Origin of the sequence: Falsiroseomonas algicola (assembly GCF_011040385.1) — a bacterium.
GTDB classification, from domain to species: domain Bacteria; phylum Pseudomonadota; class Alphaproteobacteria; order Acetobacterales; family Acetobacteraceae; genus Falsiroseomonas; species Falsiroseomonas algicola.
The window spans coordinates 47,957-67,393 of record NZ_JAAIKB010000016.1 but is presented as its reverse complement, the minus strand read 5'-3'; the positions used below and the strand labels follow the sequence as shown (position 1 = coordinate 67,393).

Sequence of the window (19,437 nt, the reverse complement as noted above, 5' to 3'; positions counted from 1 at the left end):
GGACCGGCATGAAATTCCTGCACGCGGCCGATATCCACCTGGACAGCCCGCTCGCCGGCCTGATGGCGCGGGCGGAGCCGCTGCGGGACGACCTCCGCGCCTGCACCCGCCGTGCCTTCGCCGCCATGATCGACCTGGCGATCGCGGAAGACGTCGCCTTCGTCATCATCGCGGGCGACCTCTATGACGGGGACTGGAAGGATTTCTCGACGGGGCTCTTCTTCGCGGAGCAGATGAAGCGCCTGGCGCCGCGGCCCTGCTTCCTGCTGCGCGGCAACCATGATGCGCAGTCGCTGATCACGAAGCGCCTGCCCGCGCCGCCGAATGTCCGCGAGTTTTCCTCCCGCCGCTGCGAGACGTTCAGGCTCCCCGAACTCGGCGTCGCGCTGCATGGCCATTCCTTCCCGGACCGCGCGGTGCCGGAGGACCTCTCGAAGGATTATCCCGACCCCGTGCCGGGCCTGCTCAACATCGGCGTGCTGCACACCTCCGGCGACGATCCAGGGGAGCACGCGACCTATGCCCCCTGCACGCCGCAGGCGTTGCGGGACAAGGGCTATGACTACTGGGCGCTCGGCCACATCCATCTGCGCCAGGTGCTGCATGAACGGCCCTGGATCGTCTTTCCCGGCAACCTCCAGGGGCGGCACGCGCGGGAGACGGGCGCCAAGGGCTGCACCCTGGTCACCGTGGAGGATGGCGCCATCACGGCCGTGGAGCATCGCAGCGTCGATTGCCTGCGCTGGGTGTCGCTGAGCGTCGATGCCAGCGGCGCCGACGAGGCGACGCTGATCGCGCGCACCGGCGCCGCGGTGTCGGCGGCATTGGCCGCGGCGGAAGGGCGGGCGCTGCTGGCACGCGTGACGATCGCCGGGGAGACGCCGCTGCACGCCCTGCTTCCCGACCGCCATGACGACATCGCCGCCTGGTGCGCCTCCGCCGCGATCGAGGCCGAGGGCAGCCTGTGGCTGGAGAAGATCAAGCTGCAGACGCGCCCGCCCCGCACGATGGATGCCGGGGCGCTCGCACCGCTCCGCGCGGCCTTCCTGACGGCGCTGGAGGATGAGGCGCTGCGCCGCGAGCTGCTGGAGGAGCTTGGCTCGGTGCGGGCCAGGGTGCCGGCACCGGGCCGCGCGACGCTCGATTGGCCGGATGACGTTCTGAAGCTGGCGCGACTGGCGGATGAGGCCTGGGACGCGGTGGAAGCCGCCATCGCGCAGGAACGCGGCTGATGCGCCTCCTCACGCTCGACCTGCTGCGCTACGGGCACCTGACCGATGTGCGGCTCGACTTCCCGGAGCATGCCGCGCTGCATGTCGTGCTGGGGGCGAACGAGGCGGGGAAATCCACCGCGCTGTCCGCCATCGGCGATGCGCTCTACGGCTTCCCCCACAACAGCGCCCACGCCTTCCTGCACGAGACAGGCAAGCTCCGCCTCGGCATCACCGTGATGGGGCGGGACGGCACGCGGGCCAGCTTCCTCCGCCGCAAGGGCAGGCAGAACACGCTGATGGCGCCGGATGAGACGCCATTGCCGGAGGCCGCGCTGGAGCGCTTCCTCGGCGGCGTGGGGCGGGAGCGGTTCCGCGACACCTTCGGCCTGGATGGCGCGGGCTTGCGCGAACACGGGCGGGCGCTGGCGGAAGGCGGCGGCGGCGCCGGCGAGGGGTTGCTGGCCGGCATGGGCGTCCCGCGGCTGCAGCAGGCCCTCGCCCGGCTGGACCGCCAGGCGGATGAGCTGCACGGCACCCGCCACCGCAGCCGACGCCTGCCCGCCGCCGCCGATGCCTTCGCTGCCGCGCAGCGCGCCCTGGATGCCGCGACCATCCGCCCCGCCGAGTGGCAGGAGGCGCGGGAGGCGGTGCGGCGCGCGGAGGCGGACCTCGCCGGGATCATCGCGGAGGAGGCGACGCTGAAGCGGGAGGAGCTTCGGCTTCGCCGCGCCCGCGCCGTGGCGCCGCTGCTCCGCCGCCTGGCGGAGGAGGTGGCGGAGTTGGCGCCCCTGGCCGAGGCCCCTGCCCTGCCCGCCGATGCGGCGGAGACCCTGGCCCGCCTGACCGCCGCGCTGCGCAAGGCGGCGGAGGACGAAGCGCGGGAGGATGCGGCGGCGCGGCGCCTGGCGGATCAGCTCGCGGCACTGCCCCGCGACGCCGCCGTGCTGGCGCGGCAGGACGCGATCGATGCGCTGGCGATGGCACGCGCGACGGCACTCGGCGCGCAGGGCGACCTGCCCGGGGTGCGGCAGGCGGCGGCGGAACAGGCGCAGCGCATGGCCGCCGCGGCGGAACGCCTCGGGCTCGACCTGCCGCCGGGGCGGGCACGGGAGGCATTGCCGCGCGCCGCGGAGCGCGAGGCCGCGCAGCGCCTGCTGCGCAGCCGCACCACGCTGCTGGCCCGGCTGGAAGGCGCGACCACGGCGCTGCGCGGGGCGGAACGGCGCCATGAACAGGCGCGGCAGGCGCTGCTGGCCTCCCCCCCGCCGGCGCCCGCCGCCGCGCTGCGCCGCGCCATCGATGCCGTCCGCGCCGAAGGGCCGATGGACAGGGAGGTCGCCCGCCTGGCGCGGGAAGCCGCGGAGGCGGAGAGGCGGGCCGCGGCGGCGCTGGCGGCGCTGGACCTCTGGACGGGGGATGCGGCCGCGCTCGCCGCCTGCCGCCTGCCCCTGCCGGCCACGGCGGAGGAAGCCGCGCGGGCCATGGCGGCCGCCACGCAGGCGGCGGAGGAAGCCGGCCGGGCGCTGGAGAGCGCGGCGGCGGAGATGGCGGCGCTGGAGGAGGCGCTGGCCCGCATCGCGCGCGGGGAGACGGTGCCCACCCCCGCCGCCATCGCCGAAAGCCGCGCCCGCCGCGATGCCGCCTGGCGGTTGATCCGCCGCCAGCTTGAAGGCGGCGCGGCCCCGGCGCCGGGGGAATGGACGACCCTTCCCGCCGGCGCCCCGGCCGAGGTGTTCGAGGCCCTGCGCGACGCCGCCGACCGGCTCGCCGATGCCCGCGCCGACGATGCGGGGCGCGTCACCGAGTACGCGACGCAGCAGGCGCGCCTTGCCTTGCTGCGGGACCGCCATCCGGCGCTGTCCGCCGCCGCGGCGGCGGCGTGGGAGGGTGCGGCGGCGGCAGCGCAGGCCTGGCAGGACCTCTGGGCGCCCGCCGGCATCACCCCCGCCTCCCCGCCCGCCATGCTGCAATGGCGCGAGGCGCGGGCGAAGGTGCTGGACCTCATGGAGCGCGCCGCCGCGCTGCGCCAGCAGCGGGAGGAGGCCGCGGCGCGCCGCGATGCCGCCCGCGCCGCGCTGCTGCCCCTGCTGCCCACTCCGCCCGCCGCGCCGGAACTGGCGCCGCTGCTGGCGGAGGCCACGGAAGCCTGCGCGGCGGCGGAGGCGGCGGAGGCCGCGCATCGCGAAAGGGCGGAGGCGCTGCGCCTGGCCGCCGAGCGATTGGAGGAAGCCCGCGCCGCACGCGACCAGGCCGCGTCGGCGCTGGCCGATTCCGACGGCGCCTGGCAGCCCGCATTGCTGGCGCTCGGCCTGCCCGCGACGGCGGGGGTGGAGGCGGTGGAGGCGGCGCTGGCCGCCTGGGGCGCGGTGGCGGAAGCCGCGACCGCCTGGCAGTCCAACGCCACGCGAATCGAGGCGATGGAGGCCTCGGTGGCCAGCTTCGGGCGGGAGACACTGGCGCTCGCGGCGGCGCTCGGGGAAGCGGTGGGGGATGGGCAGGCCTTTCCCCTGTCCGCCCAGCTGACGCGGCGGCTCGCGGCGGCGCGCCAGGCGGAGGCCTCGGCGGAGGGGCTTCAGGTCCAGATCCGGGAAAGGACGGCGGCGGCGGAAGCGGCAAGGGCCGCGGCGCGGCGGGCGGAGGCGGCACTCGGCGGGCTGCACGCCCTGGCCGGCACGGATGGCCTGCCCGCGCTGGAGGAGGCGGTGCGCCAGGCGGCGCGGCGCGGCGCCTTGGCAGAGAGCGTGGCGGCGCTCCGAGCCTCCCTGCATGTGCAGGGCGAGGGCCTGCCCGAGGCCCAGCTGCGGGAGGAGGTGGAGGGCTTCGACCCCGACCAGGCCGCGCTGCGGCTGGAAGCGATCGAGCGGCGACAGGCGGAGCTTGGCCATCGCCGCACGGAACTCGGCGCCGAACAGCAGGCCGCGCGGGCGCGGCTCTCGGCGCTGGAGGCGGGGCGGGACGCGGCGGCGCATGCGCAGGACATGCAGCAGCACCTGGCGGACGCGCAGGAAGCCGCGGAGCGCTACGCCCGGCTCCACCTGGCGCGGCGCCTGCTGAAGGCGGGGATCGAGCGGCTGCGCCAGGACCAGCAGGGCCCGATGCTGCGCGCCGCCACCCATCACTTCGCCCTGCTGACCGCCGGGCGCTACACCCGGCTGGCGGCCGAGGAGCAGGATGACGGCCGCACCCTGCTGCAGGCCGTGCGCGCGGATGGCAGCGCCTGCCCGATCGACCAGCTGAGCGAGGGGACGCGGGACCAGCTCTACCTGGCGCTGCGGGTCGCGGCGATCGAGGCGCATGCGGCCGCGGCGGAGCCCCTGCCCTTCATCGCGGATGATCTGCTGGCGACCTTCGACGATGGGCGCGCGGCGTCCGCCATCACGCTGCTGCGCCAGCTGGGGCAGGTGACGCAGGTGATCCTGTTCACGCACCACGCGCATCTGGCGGCGCTGGCGGCGCGGCAGCCAGGGGTGGCGGTGCTTGAACTGCCGGCGGTACCGGTGCCCGCGCTGGCGGCGCGCCCCGCCGCCTGAGTGCGCCCTTTTGGCGGGCGGGGTCCGCGCCCTATGCTGCGGGGAACGAGGAAGGAAGCCCCATGGACGCCCGCACCCTGCCCCCCACCATCCGCCTGGCCGCCGATGACAGCGTGGTGATCGCCCGCATCGGCCTGCCGCCCGGCACGCCGGTGGAGGGCGGCATCGCAGTGCGCGGCGAGAAGCGCGTGCCGCCGGGCCACAAGGTGGCCGTGCGCGCCCATGCGGTGGGGGAGCCGATCCGGCGCTACGGCCAGATCATCGGCTTCGCGACGGAGGTGATCCAGCCCGGGGACTGGGTGCACACCCACAACTGCGCCATGGGCGACTTCGCCAAGGACTATGCCTGGGGCGTCGATGCGAAGCCGACCGGGCTGATCACGCCCGCCGCCACCTTCCAGGGCTTCCGCCGCGCCGATGGCCGGGCGGCGACGCGCAACTACATCGGCATCGTCACCTCCGTGAACTGCTCCGCCCATGTGGCGGAGCTGATCGCCGATGCCTTCAAGAAGAACCCCTTCACCGGCACCGATCCCCTGGCCGAATTCCCGAATGTGGACGGGGTGGTGGCGCTGACCCACAAGACGGGCTGCGGCATGACGATGGGCGAGCCGCTGAAGCTGCTGCGCCGGACGCTGGCGGGCTTCGCGCGCCATGTGAATTTCAGCCACGTCATCGCCATCGGCCTCGGCTGCGAGGTCAACCAGCTCGGCGGCATGCTGGAGGAGCAGCGCCTTGCCGGGCGCCTGCGGAACATGGATATCCAGGAGATGGGCGGCACGCGGAAGACCGTGGAGGCCGGCATCGCCTTCGTCCGCGAAGTCCTGGCCGAATCCAATCAGGCGGTGCGGGAGACGATCCCGGCCAGCGAATTGACGCTCGCCCTGCAATGCGGGGGGTCGGACGGCTATTCCGGCATCACCGCCAACCCGGCGCTCGGCGTGGCGAGCGACCTGCTGGTGCGGCATGGCGGCACCGTGATCCTGTCCGAGACGCCGGAGACCTATGGCGCGGAGCATCTGCTGACACGCCGCGCCGTCTCCCGCGACGTGGGCGAGAAGCTGGTCGAGCTGATGCGGTGGTGGGAGGCCTATACGGAGCGCGAGGGCGCCGAGATGAACGCCAACCCCTCCCCCGGCAACAAGGCGGGCGGGCTGACGACCATCCTGGAGAAGTCGCTCGGCGCCATGGCCAAGGCGGGCAGCACCAATCTGGTCGAGGTCTATCGTTACGCGGAGCCCGTGACCGCGAAGGGCTTCGTCTTCATGGACACGCCGGGCTACGACCCGGTGGCGGCGACGGGCCAGGTGGCGGGCGGGGCCAACATGGTCTGCTTCACCACCGGCCGCGGCAGCGTCTTCGGCTGCAAGCCCGCGCCCTCCATCAAGCTCGCGACCAATTCCGCGATGTATGAGCGGATGTCGGAGGACATGGACATCAATTGCGGCGGCATCGTCACGGGGGAGGAGAGCGTGGCCGAATGCGGCCAGCGCATCTTCGAGTTGATCCTGCGGGTGGCGAGCGGGGAGCGGACGAAGAGCGAGGCGTATGATTTCGGGGGGGCGGAGTTCGCCCCCTGGACACTGGGCGCGACGATGTGAGCGCGCCGGACTACAGACCGGAGTTCCTGGCGGCGCTCGACCTGCTGGCGAAGGCCTCCGCCCTGATGCTGGCGGAAGGCCGGTCACCGCCCGTGCTGGTCGGTGGCGCTGTGGTGGAGTTCGACACGCTTGGCGCCATCACCTCCGGCGACCTCGACCTGGTCTCCGCAGATGATCTGGCGCTGGACCGGGCGCTGAAGACGGTCGGCTTCCGGCGGGAGGACCGGCCAGGACGGCGGCTTGGGGGCTACTTCCACCCGGACATCCCGATCGCCGTCGATTGCGTCTCCTCCCGCTACTATGACGGACTCGGCGACCGAAAGCGCATCCGGTTCATCGGCATGCCCTCCGGTGACGTCCTGATGGCGCCGATCGAGGAGATCATCATCGATCGCTACGGACAGTGGGAGGCTTCCGACCGGCGGGACGCGGAACTGGCGGACCAGTTGCGAGCCCTGATGGCGCTTGCCGTCGGGCTTGACGAAACCTACGTGAAGCGGCGCATTCTGCAGGATATCGGCACCGAGCCAGATTTTGGCGCCCTTGCCACTCCCAGCCCCAGGAAAGGGGAGACGCCTTGAACCGCATCACCCCTGCCGAGCGCCGGGCGCAGATCCTGCAGAAACTCGCCGAAGGCGTCGTCATCCCGCCCGCGGAGGCGATGATGAATTCCGGCCGGCGCCGCACGCCGGAGAAGCGGGAGATGCTGAAGCGCCTGCAGGAACTGGCGGACGAACGCGGCCAGAAGCCCTGGCCGGCGAAGTTCTGAACTGCCCGGGCGGCACCCCGATGGCCAGACCCGGGACCGCCGCGCCATGAACCGCTTCACCTTCCACAACCGCGCGCCCCACCCCGCGCTGCGCGGCCTGGTCAGCGGCCTCTGGCATTACGACGAGCAGCGCGGCGCCCCCCTGCGGCGGCGGGAGATGCCCTGCGCGGAGGCAGTGCTGCTGGTCAATCTCGGCCCGGCGATCGGCGTCGCCTGGCCCGATCCGGCGCGGGAGACGCGCTTCGACACCGCCACGGGCTTCCTCGCCCGCCCCCACCCCGCCCCGGCGCGCAGCTTCATGGCCGGGCAGCAGCGCGGCGTGCAGGTGATGCTGACGCCGCTCGGCGCGGAACGGCTGCTGCGCGATGACCTCGATGCGCTGCCCGCCGAGTTCCTGGGCCTCCACGAGGCGCTCGGCCGCACCACGCTGGGCGACCAGCTGGCCGGGATCCGCGACCCGGAAGCCTGCCTCGACGTGATGGAGGGCTTTCTTCTGCAGCGCCTGGCCGAGCCGGGCCCGCCCGCCGACCCCATCGCCCGGGCCTGGCAGCGGATCGAGGCGACGGGCGGGCGCATCCCCATCGCCTCGCTGGCGGCGGAGCTGGGGTGGAGCCGCCAGACCTTCGCCCGCCATTTCCGCCGGCGCACCGGCCTGGCGCCGAAGATGACCGCGCGGCTCAAGCGCTTCGGCACCGTCATCGCCCGCCTGCCGGCGGAGGGCGCGCCGGACTGGGCCGGCCTGGCGGCGGAAGCCGGCTATGCCGACCAGGCGCACCTGATCCATGACGTGAAGGCATTCACCGGCCTCTCGCCGGCCGCGCTGCTCGACCGGCGGCTGCGGGATGGCCTCGGCTTCGCGGAATAGCCCCTACCATTTCTCCAATCCCGCCGGCCGCCGCGCCGCTACCCTCGCCTTCCCTTCAGACGGAGATGGCTATGGTCCCCGACGGCACGCTCTGCCCCTGCCTCCGCTACCGTGATGCACCCGCGGCGCTCGACTGGCTGGAACGCGCCTTCGGCTTCCGGCGCGGCCTGGTGGTGCCGGATGGCGCGGGCGGCATCGCCCATGCCGAGCTGCATCTCGGCGGCACGGGGCTCGTCATGCTGGGCTCCGTCCGCGCGGATGGGTTCGGGCGCGATCCAGCCGCGCTGGGTGGCGTCAGCGGGTCCATCTATGTGCGCTGCGGGGATGCCGATGCGGCGCATGACCGCGCCGTGGCGGCGGGCGCCGTCATCGTCCGGCCGCTGGAGACGACGGATTACGGGTCGCGCGACTTCTCGGTGCGCGATCCCGAAGGCCATGTCTGGGCCTTCGGGAGCTACTGGCCGGAGGGCAGCTGACCGACCGGCGCGTGGTTGATGGCGCTGAGCGTCGCGTTGATGCTGCGGTATTCCGCGACCATCTCATGCACGCCGCGCTTCGCGAGGCGCAGGCGATGCGCCTCGACATAGGTCTCCGCCAGCGCGCGGCTGGAGAAGAGGTAGACGCCACCGGCGCGGCCCGCCTGCCGGTCCTCCGTCCAGATCTTCCAGAGGAAGCCGGGCGCGCGGCCGATCTCCTCCGCCATCGGCTTCAGCGCCTCCGTCCGTTCGGCGCTGAAGTCGTGGTTCGCGAAGTCCACGAAGATGACGACGGGACCGTCAGCCATGGCCGTGGCCTCAGGGCGCCGGCGGGGCCGCCGGCGCGTTGAGGTCGAGGAACTTCAGCGGCCGCCAGCCGGAGACGTTGTTCGCCTCGAAGCTCAGCTTCCAGGAACGGCCATTCACGCTGTCCACCAGGACCACGAACATCCCCGTGCCCACCGGGCAGGCGACGACCTGGTAACGCCCGTTCTCGCTGCTGTCGGCCATGCTCTCAATTCCTCTCTTGATGAATCACTCGTAGGCGACGGTGCGCTGCGTCTGCTCGCCCAGGCCCTGGATGGACAGCGTCATGGTCTGGCCCGCCTTCAGGAACATCGGCGGCTTCTTGCCGAGGCCGACGCCGGGCGGCGTGCCGGTGGAGATGACGTCGCCGGGATGCAGCGTGATGAAGTGGGAGACGTAGTGCACGAGGTGACGGACGCCGAAGATCATGGTCCGCGTCGAGCCGTCCTGCATCCGCACGCCGTCCACATCCAGCGTCATCGCCAGATCCTGCGGATCGGCCACCTCGTCCTTCGTGACCAGCCAGGGGCCGAGCGGGCCGAAGGTGTCGCAGCCCTTGCCCTTGTCCCAGGACCCGCCGCGCTCGATCTGCCATTCGCGCTCGGAGACGTCGTTGCAGACGGCGTAGCCGGCGACGTGGTTCATCGCCTCATCCTCCGACACGCACTTGGCGGTGGTGCCGATGATGATGGCGAGCTCGACCTCCCAGTCGGTCTTCACCGAGTTCTTCGGGATCATCACGTCGTCATTCGGGCCGCAGAGCGCGCCGAGCGACTTGAGGAAGACGATCGGCTCCTTCGGGATGGCCGCGCCCGTTTCCGCCGCATGGTCGGCGTAGTTCAGCCCGATGCAGACGAAGTTCTTCATGCCCGAGACCGGCGGGCCGAGGCGCGGATTGCCGGAGACCGCCGGCAGGCTGGCGGGGTCGAGGGCCGCGATCTGCGCCAGCCCGGCGGGCGAGAGCGCCACGCCCGCGAGGTCCGGCACCACGCCGGAGAGGTCGCGGATGGTGCCCGAGGCATCGAGCAGGCCGGGCTTTTCCTGGCCGGGGGGGCCATAGCGGAGGAGCTTCATGGGGGGACGCCTATAGAGAAAGATTGCGGGGGCGCGAAGAGGCTACCGACAACTCGCGCGAAGGTTCACAAAGTCCAGCCACCATCGATGACGATGGCCTGGCCGGTCACGAAGGCGCTCTCATCGCTCGCGAGGTAGGTGGCGAGCGCCGCCATCTCCTCCGCCGTCGCCAGCCTGCCCATGGCCTGGCGGGCCACGAAGGCCGCGCGGGCGGCATCGAGCCCGCCGGCCGCCGCGGCATTGGCGGCGATGCGGTCGCCGAGGCTCGGCGTATCCACCGTGCCGGGGCAGATCGCGTTGCAGCGGATTCCCTGCGTCACGTACTCCGTCGCGATGGACTTGGTCAGGCCGATCACCGCGGCCTTGGTGGTGCCGTAGAGGAAGCGGTTCGGCGCCCCTTTGATGGAGGAGCAGGCCGAGGACATGTTGACGATGGTGCCGCGCTTGCGCTCCAGCATCCCCGGCAGCACCGCCTTCACCATCCGCCACATGGAGCGGACGTTGAGGTCGAAGGCGAAGTCCCATTCCTCATCGGTCGCGGTCAGCACCGTGTTCTGGTGCACGAAGCCCGCGCAGTTGAACAGGATGTCGACCGGCCCGACCGCATCCACCGTCGCCGTGATGGCGGCGGGATCGAGCACGTCGAGCGCCCGGGTCGTGAGCCCGGGCGCCACGAGATCCGCGAGCTTCGCGGCATCGCGGTCGGTCGCGATCACCGTCGCACCCTCGGCGGCATAGGCGAGGGCGGTGGCGCGCCCGATCCCCTGCGCTGCCGCCGTCACCAGGCAGGTCTTGCCTGCCAGCCTTCCAGCCATCCCCGTCGCTCCTCAGTGATTGTGCCGGCTTTCGCCGCGCGTCTCGAGGATGTTGAGGAAGAGCGTCGCAGGCTCCAGGCAGCCGCCCGTGCCGAGCTGGCCGACCATGCTGCGGTAGATCTCCTCCCACGGCGTCTTGTGCAGCAGCTCCGGCGCCTTCCAGGCCGCGCGGCGGGCTTCCATTTCCTCCGCCGGGATCAGCACATCGACGCGTCGCGCCTTGAGGTCGATGCGGATGGGATCGCCATGCTTCAGCAGCGCGAGCCCGCCGCCCACGGCCGCTTCCGGCGTGACGTTGAGGATGGACGGGCTGCCGGAGGTGCCGGACTGACGCCCATCGCCCATGGTCGGCAGCGCCATGATGCCCTTCTTGATGAGGCTGGCGGGGGGCTGCATGTTCACCACCTCCGCGGCGCCCGGATAGCCCACGGCGCCGCAGTTCCGCACCACCAGCACCGTCTTCTCATCGATCCCGAGGTCGGGGTCCTCGATGCGGGCGTGGTAGTCCTCCGGCCCCTCGAAGACCGCGACCTTGCCTTCGAAGACGTCGGGCGTCTCGGACAGGAAGCGCTCGCGGAACGCCTTGTCGATGACGCTGATTTTCATCACCGCGCTGTCGAAGAGGTTGCCCGTCAGCACGATGAAGCCGGCATGCTCCTTCATCGGGTGGGACAGCGGGCGGATCACCTCGCGGTCAGGCTCGCCGACATCGGCCAGGTTCTCGGCCACGGTCTTGCCCGTCGCGGTCATCACGTCGCCATGCAGCAGCCCGGCGTTCAGCAGTTCCTTCATCACCGCCGGTACGCCGCCGGCGCGGTAGAAGGCCTCGCCCAGGAAGCGGCCGGCGGGCTGGCAATCCACCAGCAGCGGGATCTCCGCGCCGACGCGCTGCCAGTCCGCCAGGTCATGCTCCACGCCCATGTGGCGGGCGATGGCGATCATGTGGATCGGGCAGTTGCTGGATGCGCCGATGGCGGAGGCCACCATCACCGCATTCTCGAAGGCCTTCTTGGTCATGATGTCGGAGGGGCGGAGATTGGCCTTCACCATCTCCACCGCGCGCACGCCGGTCATGTAGGCCATCTGCGCGCGCTGCCGGTAGGGGCCCGGGATGGCGGCGCTGCCCGTCAGCGTCATGCCGACCGCTTCCGCGAGGCTGTTCATCGACAGCGCCGTGCCCATCGTCGAGCAGTGGCCGACCGAGGTGGAGGACGCCGCCACCATCTCGATGAAGCCCTCATAGTCGATCTCGCCCGCGGCCAGGCGCTTCCGCGCCTCCCACACGATGGTGCCGGACCCTGCCAGGCGGCCGTGCCACCAGCCATCCAGCATCGGCCCGCCCGGCAGCGCGACGGCCGGGATGTTCATGGTGGCCGCGCCCATCAGCATGGCGGGCGTCGTCTTGTCGCAGCCCGTGGTCAGCACGACGCCGTCGATCGGGTAGCCGTGCAGGATTTCCACCAGCGACAGGTATTGCAGGTTCCGGTCCAGCGAGGCCGTCGGGCGCTTCAGCGTCTCCTGGATCGGGTGGACCGGGAATTCCAGCGGCACGCCGCCCGCATCCCGGATGCCCGCCTTCACCCGCTCCGCCAGGGCGATGTGGTGGCGGTTGCAGGGGCTGATGTCGGACCCCGTCTGCGCGATGCCGATCATCGGCCGGCCGGACTGCAATTCCGCCCGCGTCATGCCGAAATTCAGCTGACGCTCGATGTAGAGCGAGGTCATCCCCGGGTCCTGGGGATCGTCGAACCAGCGCTGGCTGCGCAGCTTGAACGGCTTCTTGGTCTGGTCGTGGTCGTCCATGGCCGGGTCCCTCCTGCGGTTCGACCGCCTTGGTGAGGAGTGAGGGGCCCGGCCGCGAATGTGTCAACGTCGCGGGGCGCGGCGAGGTGCCGTGGGAAGGTCCGGCGCGGCCCGACGATGCGCGCCGCGACCGTTCCACGATCCCCGCTACTGGATGTTGATGTCGGTCAGCTGGCAGGTGTTCTGCCGCATCCATTCCTGCGAACGGCCATTGGCATAGACCACCTTGATGTCGTTCACGCATTGCCCGTTGGGCAGGCGGATGGTCAGGCTCTGGCCGGGGGACAGCACATTGGCGCCGAGCCGATCGCTGCCCCAGCCGCCTTCGTTGGAGGAGGAGACATAGACCTCGTTGATCACGCCCTGGGTCCGGTTGTTCAGCCGGAAGGACGGATCGGTGGACTGCGCCAGCACGGGGCCGGCGAGCCCCATGGAGAGCAGGGCGGCAGGCAGGACGCGGCGAAGAAGGCTCATTCCAGTGTTCCCAGGATCAGCGCGCCGGTCATCCGGCGGCGCATGATCCTGGGGCGGGAATGAAGGCCGCCGCATGGCAACCCTGCGGCGTCGACGCGTCAGGCCGGCGCTTCTTCGAGAAACACCTGCACGGCCTGGAACAGCGTGCCGCGGTTGCGCTCCATCATGATGGTATGCGTGCCCTCCCCCAGCAGGACCAGGCGCTTGCCCGGGCTGTTGGTGAGCTTCGGGAACAGCGCGACGGCCAGGCCAGGCGGCGTGTCCTGGTCCCATTCCGCCACCACCAGCAGCGTCGGCGCGGTGATCTTGGCGGGGTCGTAGAAGGGCCGGTCCGCCCGCCAGAACTCCCAGGAATCGGACTGCGATCCGTTCGGCGCCCGCAGCACGGAGGGGTTCTGGCGCAGCCCCTCCGGATCGCTCGCCCAGGTGACGCCGGCCCAATGCTCGAACCAGCCCGGCGGGATCAGCGCGTCCCGCTTCCCCTCCGGCACGCCGGCCAGCCAGCGTTCCCGCGCCTGCGCCTGGGTCACGCTGCGATAGGCGCCGAGCGTCGGCGCCGGCCCATCCGCCTTCTCCCGCAGCCAGACCGGCGCGTAGAGCACCAGGCGCTCCACCAGCGCGGGGTTGTCGGCGGCGAAGCGGCCCATGAGCGAGGTGCCCCAGGACCAGCCCATATGGACCAGCTTCTGCAGGGACCGGCGGCTGCGCACGAAGGCGGAGACCGCGGCGATGTCGGCCACCGCCTGTTCCCCCTTCATCAGCGGCGGATTGGCTTCCGGCGGCTGGGACATGGCGGCGGGGCGGGTGCTGCGGCCATAGCCGCGCAAATCCATGCACCAGACATCGAAGCCGCGGCCCGCGATGTAGTCCATCCAGGACAGGCCGCCGAGCGGCAGGTCGAAGGCGGAATGCGCGGGATAGGTCGCGCCATGCACGAAGAGGATCGTGCGGCTGGCGGAGGCCGCGAGCCCGTCCGGCCGCTTGTTGCGGACGAAGATCTCCCCCCCTGTCCCCCCGGGGCCATCGGTCGCCGGCACCATGAATTCCTCGGTGACGATGCGGGGCTGGGCCTGGGCGGTGCCCGGCAGGGCGGCAGCGCCGGCCACGAGGGCGGGTGCGGCCAGGATGTTGCGTCGCTTCATGGGAGCCGTGTCTCCGGGTCTGTTGCCCGCATCCTAAGCGCAGCCCTGGCGCCGCCCCAAGCACGGTCCGCACACCGTGATGCGCGTCGTCACGCGCGCCGTCACGCGCGTCGTCACGCGCGTCGTCACGCGACGTCACGCGCGTCGTCACGCGACGTCATGCGACAGGCCGCGCGGGACCGGCTATGCCCCGCCGCATGGATGGGAATGCCGCGACACGGGGGACGGGCCGCGCCGAATGGCGGGCCATGCTGGCGCTGGCCTGGCCGCTGGTGCTGACCAATCTCAGCCAGTTCGCGCTGGGCCTGACCGATTCGCTGTTCCTGGGCCGGGTCGGCACGCTGGAACTGGCGGCGGCGACGCTCGGCAGCAACCTCTACTTCGCGGCGCTGGCGCCCACCTTCGGCCTGGCGCTGGCGGCCGCACCGCTGACCGCGCAGACGCGCGGCCGGGGCCGCGGGCATCTCCGCGGCATGCGCCGCGACGTCCGCGCCGCCTTCTGGGCTGTCGCGGCCGGCACCATCCCGACCTGGCTCCTGCTCTGGAACACGGAAGCCGTGCTGCTGGCGCTGGGGCAGGAGCCGGCGCTGGCCGCGCTGGCGTCGGACTATGTGCGGGCCATGATGTGGGGCATGCCGCTGTTCTGCGGCTTCATCGTGCTGCGCGGGTTTCTCGCCGCCGAGCAGCGGCCGAATGCGGCGCTGGTCGTCTCCGGCTTCGGCATCGCGCTCAACGTGCCCCTGAACTACGCGCTGATCCATGGCGCGGCGGGCTTGCCGGCGCTGGGCGTGGCGGGGGCGGGCCTCGCCTCCGCGCTCTGCAACCTCGCCATGCTGGCGGGCCTCGTGGCGATGATCACGCGGGACCGGCGGCTGCGGCGCTACCACCTCTTCGGCCGGCTTTGGCGCTTCGATGCCAGCCGGCTGCGGGAGGTGGTGGCGATCGGCCTGCCGATTGCCGGCGCCATGGCGCTGGAGATCACGGTCTTCTCCGCCGCCGCCCTCGCCATGGGCTGGATGGGCGCGCTGGCCGTCGCGGCGCATGCCATCGCGGTGCAGGTGGCGGCCATGACCTTCATGGTGCCGATGGGCATCGGCCAGGCGGCGACGGCGCGGGTCGGGCTTGCCACGGGCGCCGGTCGGCCCGTGGCGGCGGCCCGGGCGGGCTGGGTCGCGATCGGCTTCGGGGCGGGGTTCATGGCGCTGGCGGCGGCCCTGCTGGTGCTGGCGGGGCGGCCGATCGCCTGGCTGTTCCTGGACGCCGCCAATCCCGGTGCCGCGGAGACGGCTGAACTTGCCGCGACGTTGCTGCTGGTGGCCGGGCTGTTCCAGTTGGCGGATGGCGTGCAGGCGGTGGCGGCCGGCGCGCTGCGCGGGCTGAAGGATGCGCGCGTACCGATGCTGCTGGCGGGGCTCGGCTACTGGGTGATCGGCCTGCCGGTCGGGATCGCGCTGGCCTTCCCGGCCGGCCTCGGGCCCATCGGCCTCTGGATCGGCCTGGCCACCGGGCTCTTCATCGTGGCGGGGCTGATGCTGGCACGCTGGACGCGGCTCTCCCGCGCCGGCGGGTTGACCACCCAAGTGGCCCTGTTTGGCCGAAGGCGCCGCGCGCAAGTTCGGCGGTCGAGGTCGGACAGGGACACGGCCTTGACCACGGATCGCTGGCCGCGCTGACTGCGCGCCTTCACGGCGCGGGTTGGCGGCATGGCTCTCTGGAAGCGTGACTGGACACCGGAACAGATCAACGAACGGTCGGCGGGCAGCCTCTCCGCCCATCTCGGCATCCGCGTCACCCGCATCACGGAGGATGCGGTGCATGGGGAGATGCCGGTGGACCACCGCACCGCCCAGCCCTTCGGCCTGCTGCATGGCGGCGCCAGCGTCGTGCTGTCGGAGACGCTGGGCTCCATCGCCAGCATCATGACCCTGCCGGATGGCCAGATCGCGGTGGGGCTGGAGGTCAACGCCAACCACCTGGCCGGCGTGCCGAAGGGCCAGATCGTGACCGCCATCTGCCGCCCGCTGCATACGGGCCGCCGCACCCAGGTCTGGCAGACCGAGATCCGGCGCGCGGACGGCAAGCTCGCCTGCGTCTCGCGCCTCACCACCGCCGTCGTCGAAGGAGACGTTGCATGAGCCGGCTGCCCAAGGTCGCCGTGATCGGGACGGGGGGCACCATCGCCTCCCAGGGGCTCGATCCGCTGGATGTGCAGGACTACGCCTCCTCCGGCCGTCCGATCCTGAATGCGGAACAGCTGGTCGCGGGCCTCCCCGTGCTGCAGCAGGTGGCGGAGGTGATCCCCGTCCTGCACTCCGCCATCCCCTCCACCGCCGTCGGCTGGTCCGACTGGCAGGCGCTGCTGGCGCGCATTGCGGCGCTGCAGGCGGAGCACCCGGACCTGGACGGCATCGTCGTCACCCACGGGACGGCGACGCTGGAGGAGACGGCCTACTTCCTGTCCCTCACGGTGCCGAGCGACATCCCGATCGTGGTGACCGGGGCGCAGCGGCCCTTCACTGGGCTCTCCACCGACGGGCACATGAATCTGGTGAAGGCGGTGCGCGTGGCGGGGCATCCCGACAGCCGCGGCATGGGCGCCCTCGTGGTGCTGAACGATGAGATCCAGGCGGCGCGGGAGGTGACCAAGACCTCGACCGGCCGGATGCAGACCTTCCGCAGCCCCGATGTCGGCGTGCTCGGCCACGCGGATGCCGACCGCATCACCTATTGGCGCCGGCCGATGCGCGTGCTGGCGCCGGAGAAGCGCTTCGACGTGGCGGGGATGGCGACGCCGCCGCGCGTCGACGTGATCTATTCCGTCGCCGGCGGCGATGGCGTGGCGGTGAAGGCCTTCCTGCAGGCCGGCGCACAGGGGATCGTGGCCGCGGCCTTCGCGCCGGGCTTCACCACGCCGGCGGAGCGCACGGCGCTGGCGGAAGCCATGGCGGCGGGGTGCAGCGTGGTGCTCTCCTCCCGCGCCATGTCGGGCCGCACCTTCCCCGCGAAGCGCTACCAGCAGGAGGGCTTCCTGAACGCGGACAACCTGACGCCGCAGAAGGCGCGGGTGCTGCTGATGCTGGCCCTGACCCGGACGCGGGAGCGGGATGCGATCCAGGCGATCTTCGACGCCTGTTGAAGAAGGAAGTTGAGTGCGGGCTGGAACCATCGAGGCTCGCAGGGAGTTTTCCCCGCGCCGCCCAACGGATGCCAGCCCGCCATGTCGCCGCCTTGACCCTGATCGGCCTGCCCCGCCTCCAACAACCCTGGGGAAACGCCGATGCAACAAGAACTCCGCACTGAACGGCCGGCGGACCGGCTGGAGGAACTTGACGCCCTTCGGGGCCTGGCCGCCTTCGCGGTGCTCATCCATCACGCGCTTCAGCTCATCCCGCGCTACGAAACGCCTGCGATCACCGGCGCCGGATGGCTGCGCTACACGCTGACTCAGCTGACGCCGCTGCGCATCGTCGAGATGGGCAGGCCGGCCGTCCTCTTCTTCTTCGTGCTGTCCGGCTATGTGCTGACCCGCGCGCTGCTGCGCAACGGGTCGCCGGGCCTCGGCGCCTTCGCCGCGCAGCGTACCATCCGGCTCGGGCTGCCCGTCGCGGTGTCCGTGCTGCTGTCCGTCGCGCTCTACGCCGCCTTCGCGGAGCCGACTCTGCCAGCGGAGTGGCGCGAACGCAGCCTCTTCACCTGGCTCGAGCCGCCGACGATGGGTCAGGTCGTCTCCAACATCGCGCTGCTCGCCGACAATGACGACATGCGGCTCAACGTCGTGCTGTGGTCGCTGGTGCATGAGTGGCGGCTTTCGCTGCTGCTGCCCCTGGTGCTGCTGTTCCGCGGCCGGGTCGGGTTGTTCGTAGCGGCGGTGCTGGCGCTGATGGCGATCGGCATCATGGGCGGCGCGACGGAAAATCGCGTGCTGCTCGGCCCGCAGTTGCACAGCACGGTCGCGGCCAGCCTCTATTTCAGCGGCGGCCTCGGCGCCGGGGCGGTGTTGGCGCTCGCCTTCGGGCAGGATGTGCCGCGGCTGCGAAGCCACGGCATGGTGGCCGCCGGGCTGGCGACGCTGGCGCTGTTCAGCATGGCGTCGGACCTTGCGGTCTATGCGGCCTCGGTGCTGCTGATCGTGATGGCGCGGCAGCCGGGATGGCTGCGGGATGGGCTGCGGTCGCCGGCGCTGGTGGCGCTCGGCGCCATTTCCTTCAGCCTCTACCTCGTCCATGTGCCGGTGCTGGTGGCGACCATGCATGCGCTGCACGACGAATGGCGCCCGGAAGCGCTCGCCGCCCTCGGGACGGTGCTGTCCCTGATGGTGGCCCTGCCGATGTACTGGCTGGTGGAGGTGCCGTCGCGCCGGCTGGCCCGCAACGCCGAGAAGCGGCTGTCGGCGCAGCCCGCTACCGCGCCGGCGCCTGCGGCCCGACCCCACGCCCCGGCACCGGATTGGGCGCCGGAGGGGGGCATGCCGAGCCGGGTGGCCTGATCAGCAACCCGCCGGCAGCGCGCTCAGCTCCAGCGCCTGGCCGGAGACGGAGAATTCGCCGAAATCCATGATGATCTCGTCCGCCACGCCATTCTCGAAATAGCGCAGCCCGACCTCGTATTCCGGCTGGGAGGCGCCATTGGCGCCGGCGCCACGCTCGAAGAAGGCGATGCGCATGCGCCCGGAGGCCTGGCCCGCCATCATCGGCAGGCGCGGCGAACCGCTGGCGGCGGTCCAGGCGGAGATGATCGTCGTGGTGTCCTGCGGCCCCTCATCCGAGGTGCCGTCGAAGAGCGGCGCGGCGAGCAGGCGGCGGCCGGCGCGCGCAGCCTCCACGGCCAGCACCGTGTGCCGCATGGGCAGCAGGGTGCCGGTCGGCAGAGCCTCCTCCTTCCCCGCGGGTTCGGCGTAGCGAATGGTGCCGGAGCCATCGGGGTTCAGTTCAGCCTCGCCGGAGACGCGCGAGCTGACGGCCCCCTGGGTGGTCTGCGTCAGGGAGAAGCGGAGGCGCGAATTGTCCTTCGCCTCATAGGTCGCGTAGTCGGAGACGGTCTCGATCTCCTGCCCGTCGCGATCCGTGACCGTCATGGTCATGCGCTGGCGGGTGGCCCAGCCCTCGCAGGCATCGGCCACGTCGAAGACCATGGCGCCGCGGACGGCGGCGATGCCGGAGTTGCGGGCCTCACCCAGGTCCAGCCGGTAGGCGGCGCGGTGTGCCACCATGCGGGCGATGCCGGCCGACAGCGCCTCCTCGCTGACGCCCGCCCTGGGCCCGGCAGTAACGGGCCCCTGCGCGAAGGCGGGGACCGCCAGCAGGCAGAAGGCGGCGGCAAGGGTGAGGCGACGAGGCTGGGCCATGGATGCTCCTGGAAGCGCGGGCGC

General features: G+C 72.0%; 19 protein-coding genes. 11 read left to right on the top strand and 8 right to left on the bottom strand.

Going from position 1 to position 19,437, the window contains the following annotated elements; translation table 11 throughout:
• Positions 1 to 8 precede the first annotated feature (8 nt).
• From G3576_RS26440 to G3576_RS26410, 7 genes are all read left to right on the top strand, one after another.
• Positions 9 to 1,232 carry a metallophosphoesterase family protein gene (locus G3576_RS26440; protein ID WP_164697494.1) on the top strand — a complete coding sequence of 408 codons (1,224 nt, stop codon included), beginning with the start codon at positions 9 to 11 and terminating at the stop codon, positions 1,230 to 1,232.
• Positions 1,232 to 4,744 (top strand): AAA family ATPase, encoded by a 3,513-nt coding sequence (locus G3576_RS26435; RefSeq protein ID WP_164697493.1) that lies wholly within the window; start codon positions 1,232 to 1,234, stop codon positions 4,742 to 4,744. The genes G3576_RS26440 and G3576_RS26435 overlap by 1 nt, the downstream gene beginning before the upstream one ends.
• A gap of 62 nt (positions 4,745 to 4,806) precedes the next feature.
• Positions 4,807 to 6,345: a UxaA family hydrolase gene (locus G3576_RS26430; RefSeq protein ID WP_164697492.1), complete on the top strand. Its 1,539-nt coding sequence runs from the start codon at positions 4,807 to 4,809 to the stop codon at positions 6,343 to 6,345.
• The gene (locus G3576_RS26425; protein WP_164697491.1) at positions 6,342 to 6,926 is read left to right on the top strand and encodes a hypothetical protein; all 585 of its coding nucleotides are present in this window, start codon (positions 6,342 to 6,344) and stop codon (positions 6,924 to 6,926) included. The genes G3576_RS26430 and G3576_RS26425 overlap by 4 nt, the downstream gene beginning before the upstream one ends.
• Complete coding sequence (locus tag G3576_RS26420) at positions 6,923 to 7,114, top strand: hypothetical protein (protein WP_164697490.1); 192 nt, start codon at positions 6,923 to 6,925, stop codon at positions 7,112 to 7,114. The genes G3576_RS26425 and G3576_RS26420 overlap by 4 nt, the downstream gene beginning before the upstream one ends.
• Positions 7,115 to 7,160: 46 nt before the next feature.
• Positions 7,161 to 7,979: an AraC family transcriptional regulator gene (locus G3576_RS26415; protein WP_164697489.1), complete on the top strand. Its 819-nt coding sequence runs from the start codon at positions 7,161 to 7,163 to the stop codon at positions 7,977 to 7,979.
• 71 nt (positions 7,980 to 8,050) lie between these two features.
• Positions 8,051 to 8,455: a VOC family protein gene (locus tag G3576_RS26410; protein ID WP_235952468.1), complete on the top strand. Its 405-nt coding sequence runs from the start codon at positions 8,051 to 8,053 to the stop codon at positions 8,453 to 8,455.
• On the opposite strand, the gene G3576_RS26405 is transcribed toward G3576_RS26410, so the two are convergent.
• From G3576_RS26405 to G3576_RS26375, 7 genes are all read right to left on the bottom strand, one after another.
• Complete coding sequence (locus G3576_RS26405; RefSeq protein ID WP_164697487.1) at positions 8,434 to 8,763, bottom strand: YdhR family protein; 330 nt, start codon at positions 8,761 to 8,763, stop codon at positions 8,434 to 8,436. The genes G3576_RS26410 and G3576_RS26405 overlap by 22 nt on opposite strands.
• A 10-nt stretch (positions 8,764 to 8,773) precedes the next feature.
• Positions 8,774 to 8,965 (bottom strand): hypothetical protein, encoded by a 192-nt coding sequence (locus tag G3576_RS26400; protein ID WP_092956649.1) that lies wholly within the window; start codon positions 8,963 to 8,965, stop codon positions 8,774 to 8,776.
• Positions 8,966 to 8,989: 24 nt separating this feature from the next.
• A complete protein-coding gene (locus G3576_RS26395) occupies positions 8,990 to 9,835 on the bottom strand; it encodes a fumarylacetoacetate hydrolase family protein (RefSeq protein ID WP_164697486.1) in 846 nt (281 codons plus the stop codon).
• Positions 9,836 to 9,900: 65 nt separating this feature from the next.
• The gene (locus G3576_RS26390; RefSeq protein ID WP_164697485.1) at positions 9,901 to 10,650 is read right to left on the bottom strand and encodes an SDR family oxidoreductase; all 750 of its coding nucleotides are present in this window, start codon (positions 10,648 to 10,650) and stop codon (positions 9,901 to 9,903) included.
• 12 nt (positions 10,651 to 10,662) lie between these two features.
• Entirely contained in the window at positions 10,663 to 12,453 is a 1,791-nt protein-coding gene (locus tag G3576_RS26385) for an IlvD/Edd family dehydratase (RefSeq protein ID WP_164697484.1), read from the bottom strand.
• 147 nt (positions 12,454 to 12,600) lie between these two features.
• Entirely contained in the window at positions 12,601 to 12,927 is a 327-nt protein-coding gene (locus G3576_RS26380) for a hypothetical protein (RefSeq protein WP_164697483.1), read from the bottom strand.
• A 98-nt stretch (positions 12,928 to 13,025) separates the two neighbouring features.
• The gene (locus G3576_RS26375; RefSeq protein ID WP_164697482.1) at positions 13,026 to 14,069 is read right to left on the bottom strand and encodes an alpha/beta hydrolase; all 1,044 of its coding nucleotides are present in this window, start codon (positions 14,067 to 14,069) and stop codon (positions 13,026 to 13,028) included.
• A gap of 185 nt (positions 14,070 to 14,254) precedes the next feature.
• On the opposite strand from G3576_RS26375, the gene G3576_RS26370 reads away from it, so the two are divergent.
• The 4 genes from G3576_RS26370 to G3576_RS26355 all read left to right on the top strand — a co-directional run bounded on the left by G3576_RS26370 (position 14,255) and on the right by G3576_RS26355 (position 18,555).
• Positions 14,255 to 15,742: an MATE family efflux transporter gene (locus G3576_RS26370; protein ID WP_235952467.1), complete on the top strand. Its 1,488-nt coding sequence runs from the start codon at positions 14,255 to 14,257 to the stop codon at positions 15,740 to 15,742.
• Between the two features lie 30 nt (positions 15,743 to 15,772).
• Positions 15,773 to 16,204: a hotdog fold thioesterase gene (locus G3576_RS26365; RefSeq protein WP_164697481.1), complete on the top strand. Its 432-nt coding sequence runs from the start codon at positions 15,773 to 15,775 to the stop codon at positions 16,202 to 16,204.
• A complete protein-coding gene (locus G3576_RS26360; protein WP_164697480.1) occupies positions 16,201 to 17,205 on the top strand; it encodes an asparaginase in 1,005 nt (334 codons plus the stop codon). Before G3576_RS26365 ends, G3576_RS26360 begins: the two co-directional genes overlap by 4 nt.
• 141 nt (positions 17,206 to 17,346) lie before the next feature.
• The gene (locus G3576_RS26355; protein ID WP_164697479.1) at positions 17,347 to 18,555 is read left to right on the top strand and encodes an acyltransferase family protein; all 1,209 of its coding nucleotides are present in this window, start codon (positions 17,347 to 17,349) and stop codon (positions 18,553 to 18,555) included.
• Here the strand turns inward: G3576_RS26355 and G3576_RS26350 are convergent, their stop codons facing one another.
• Positions 18,556 to 19,413: an EipB family protein gene (locus G3576_RS26350; protein ID WP_164697478.1), complete on the bottom strand. Its 858-nt coding sequence runs from the start codon at positions 19,411 to 19,413 to the stop codon at positions 18,556 to 18,558.
• Positions 19,414 to 19,437: the final 24 nt, after the last annotated feature.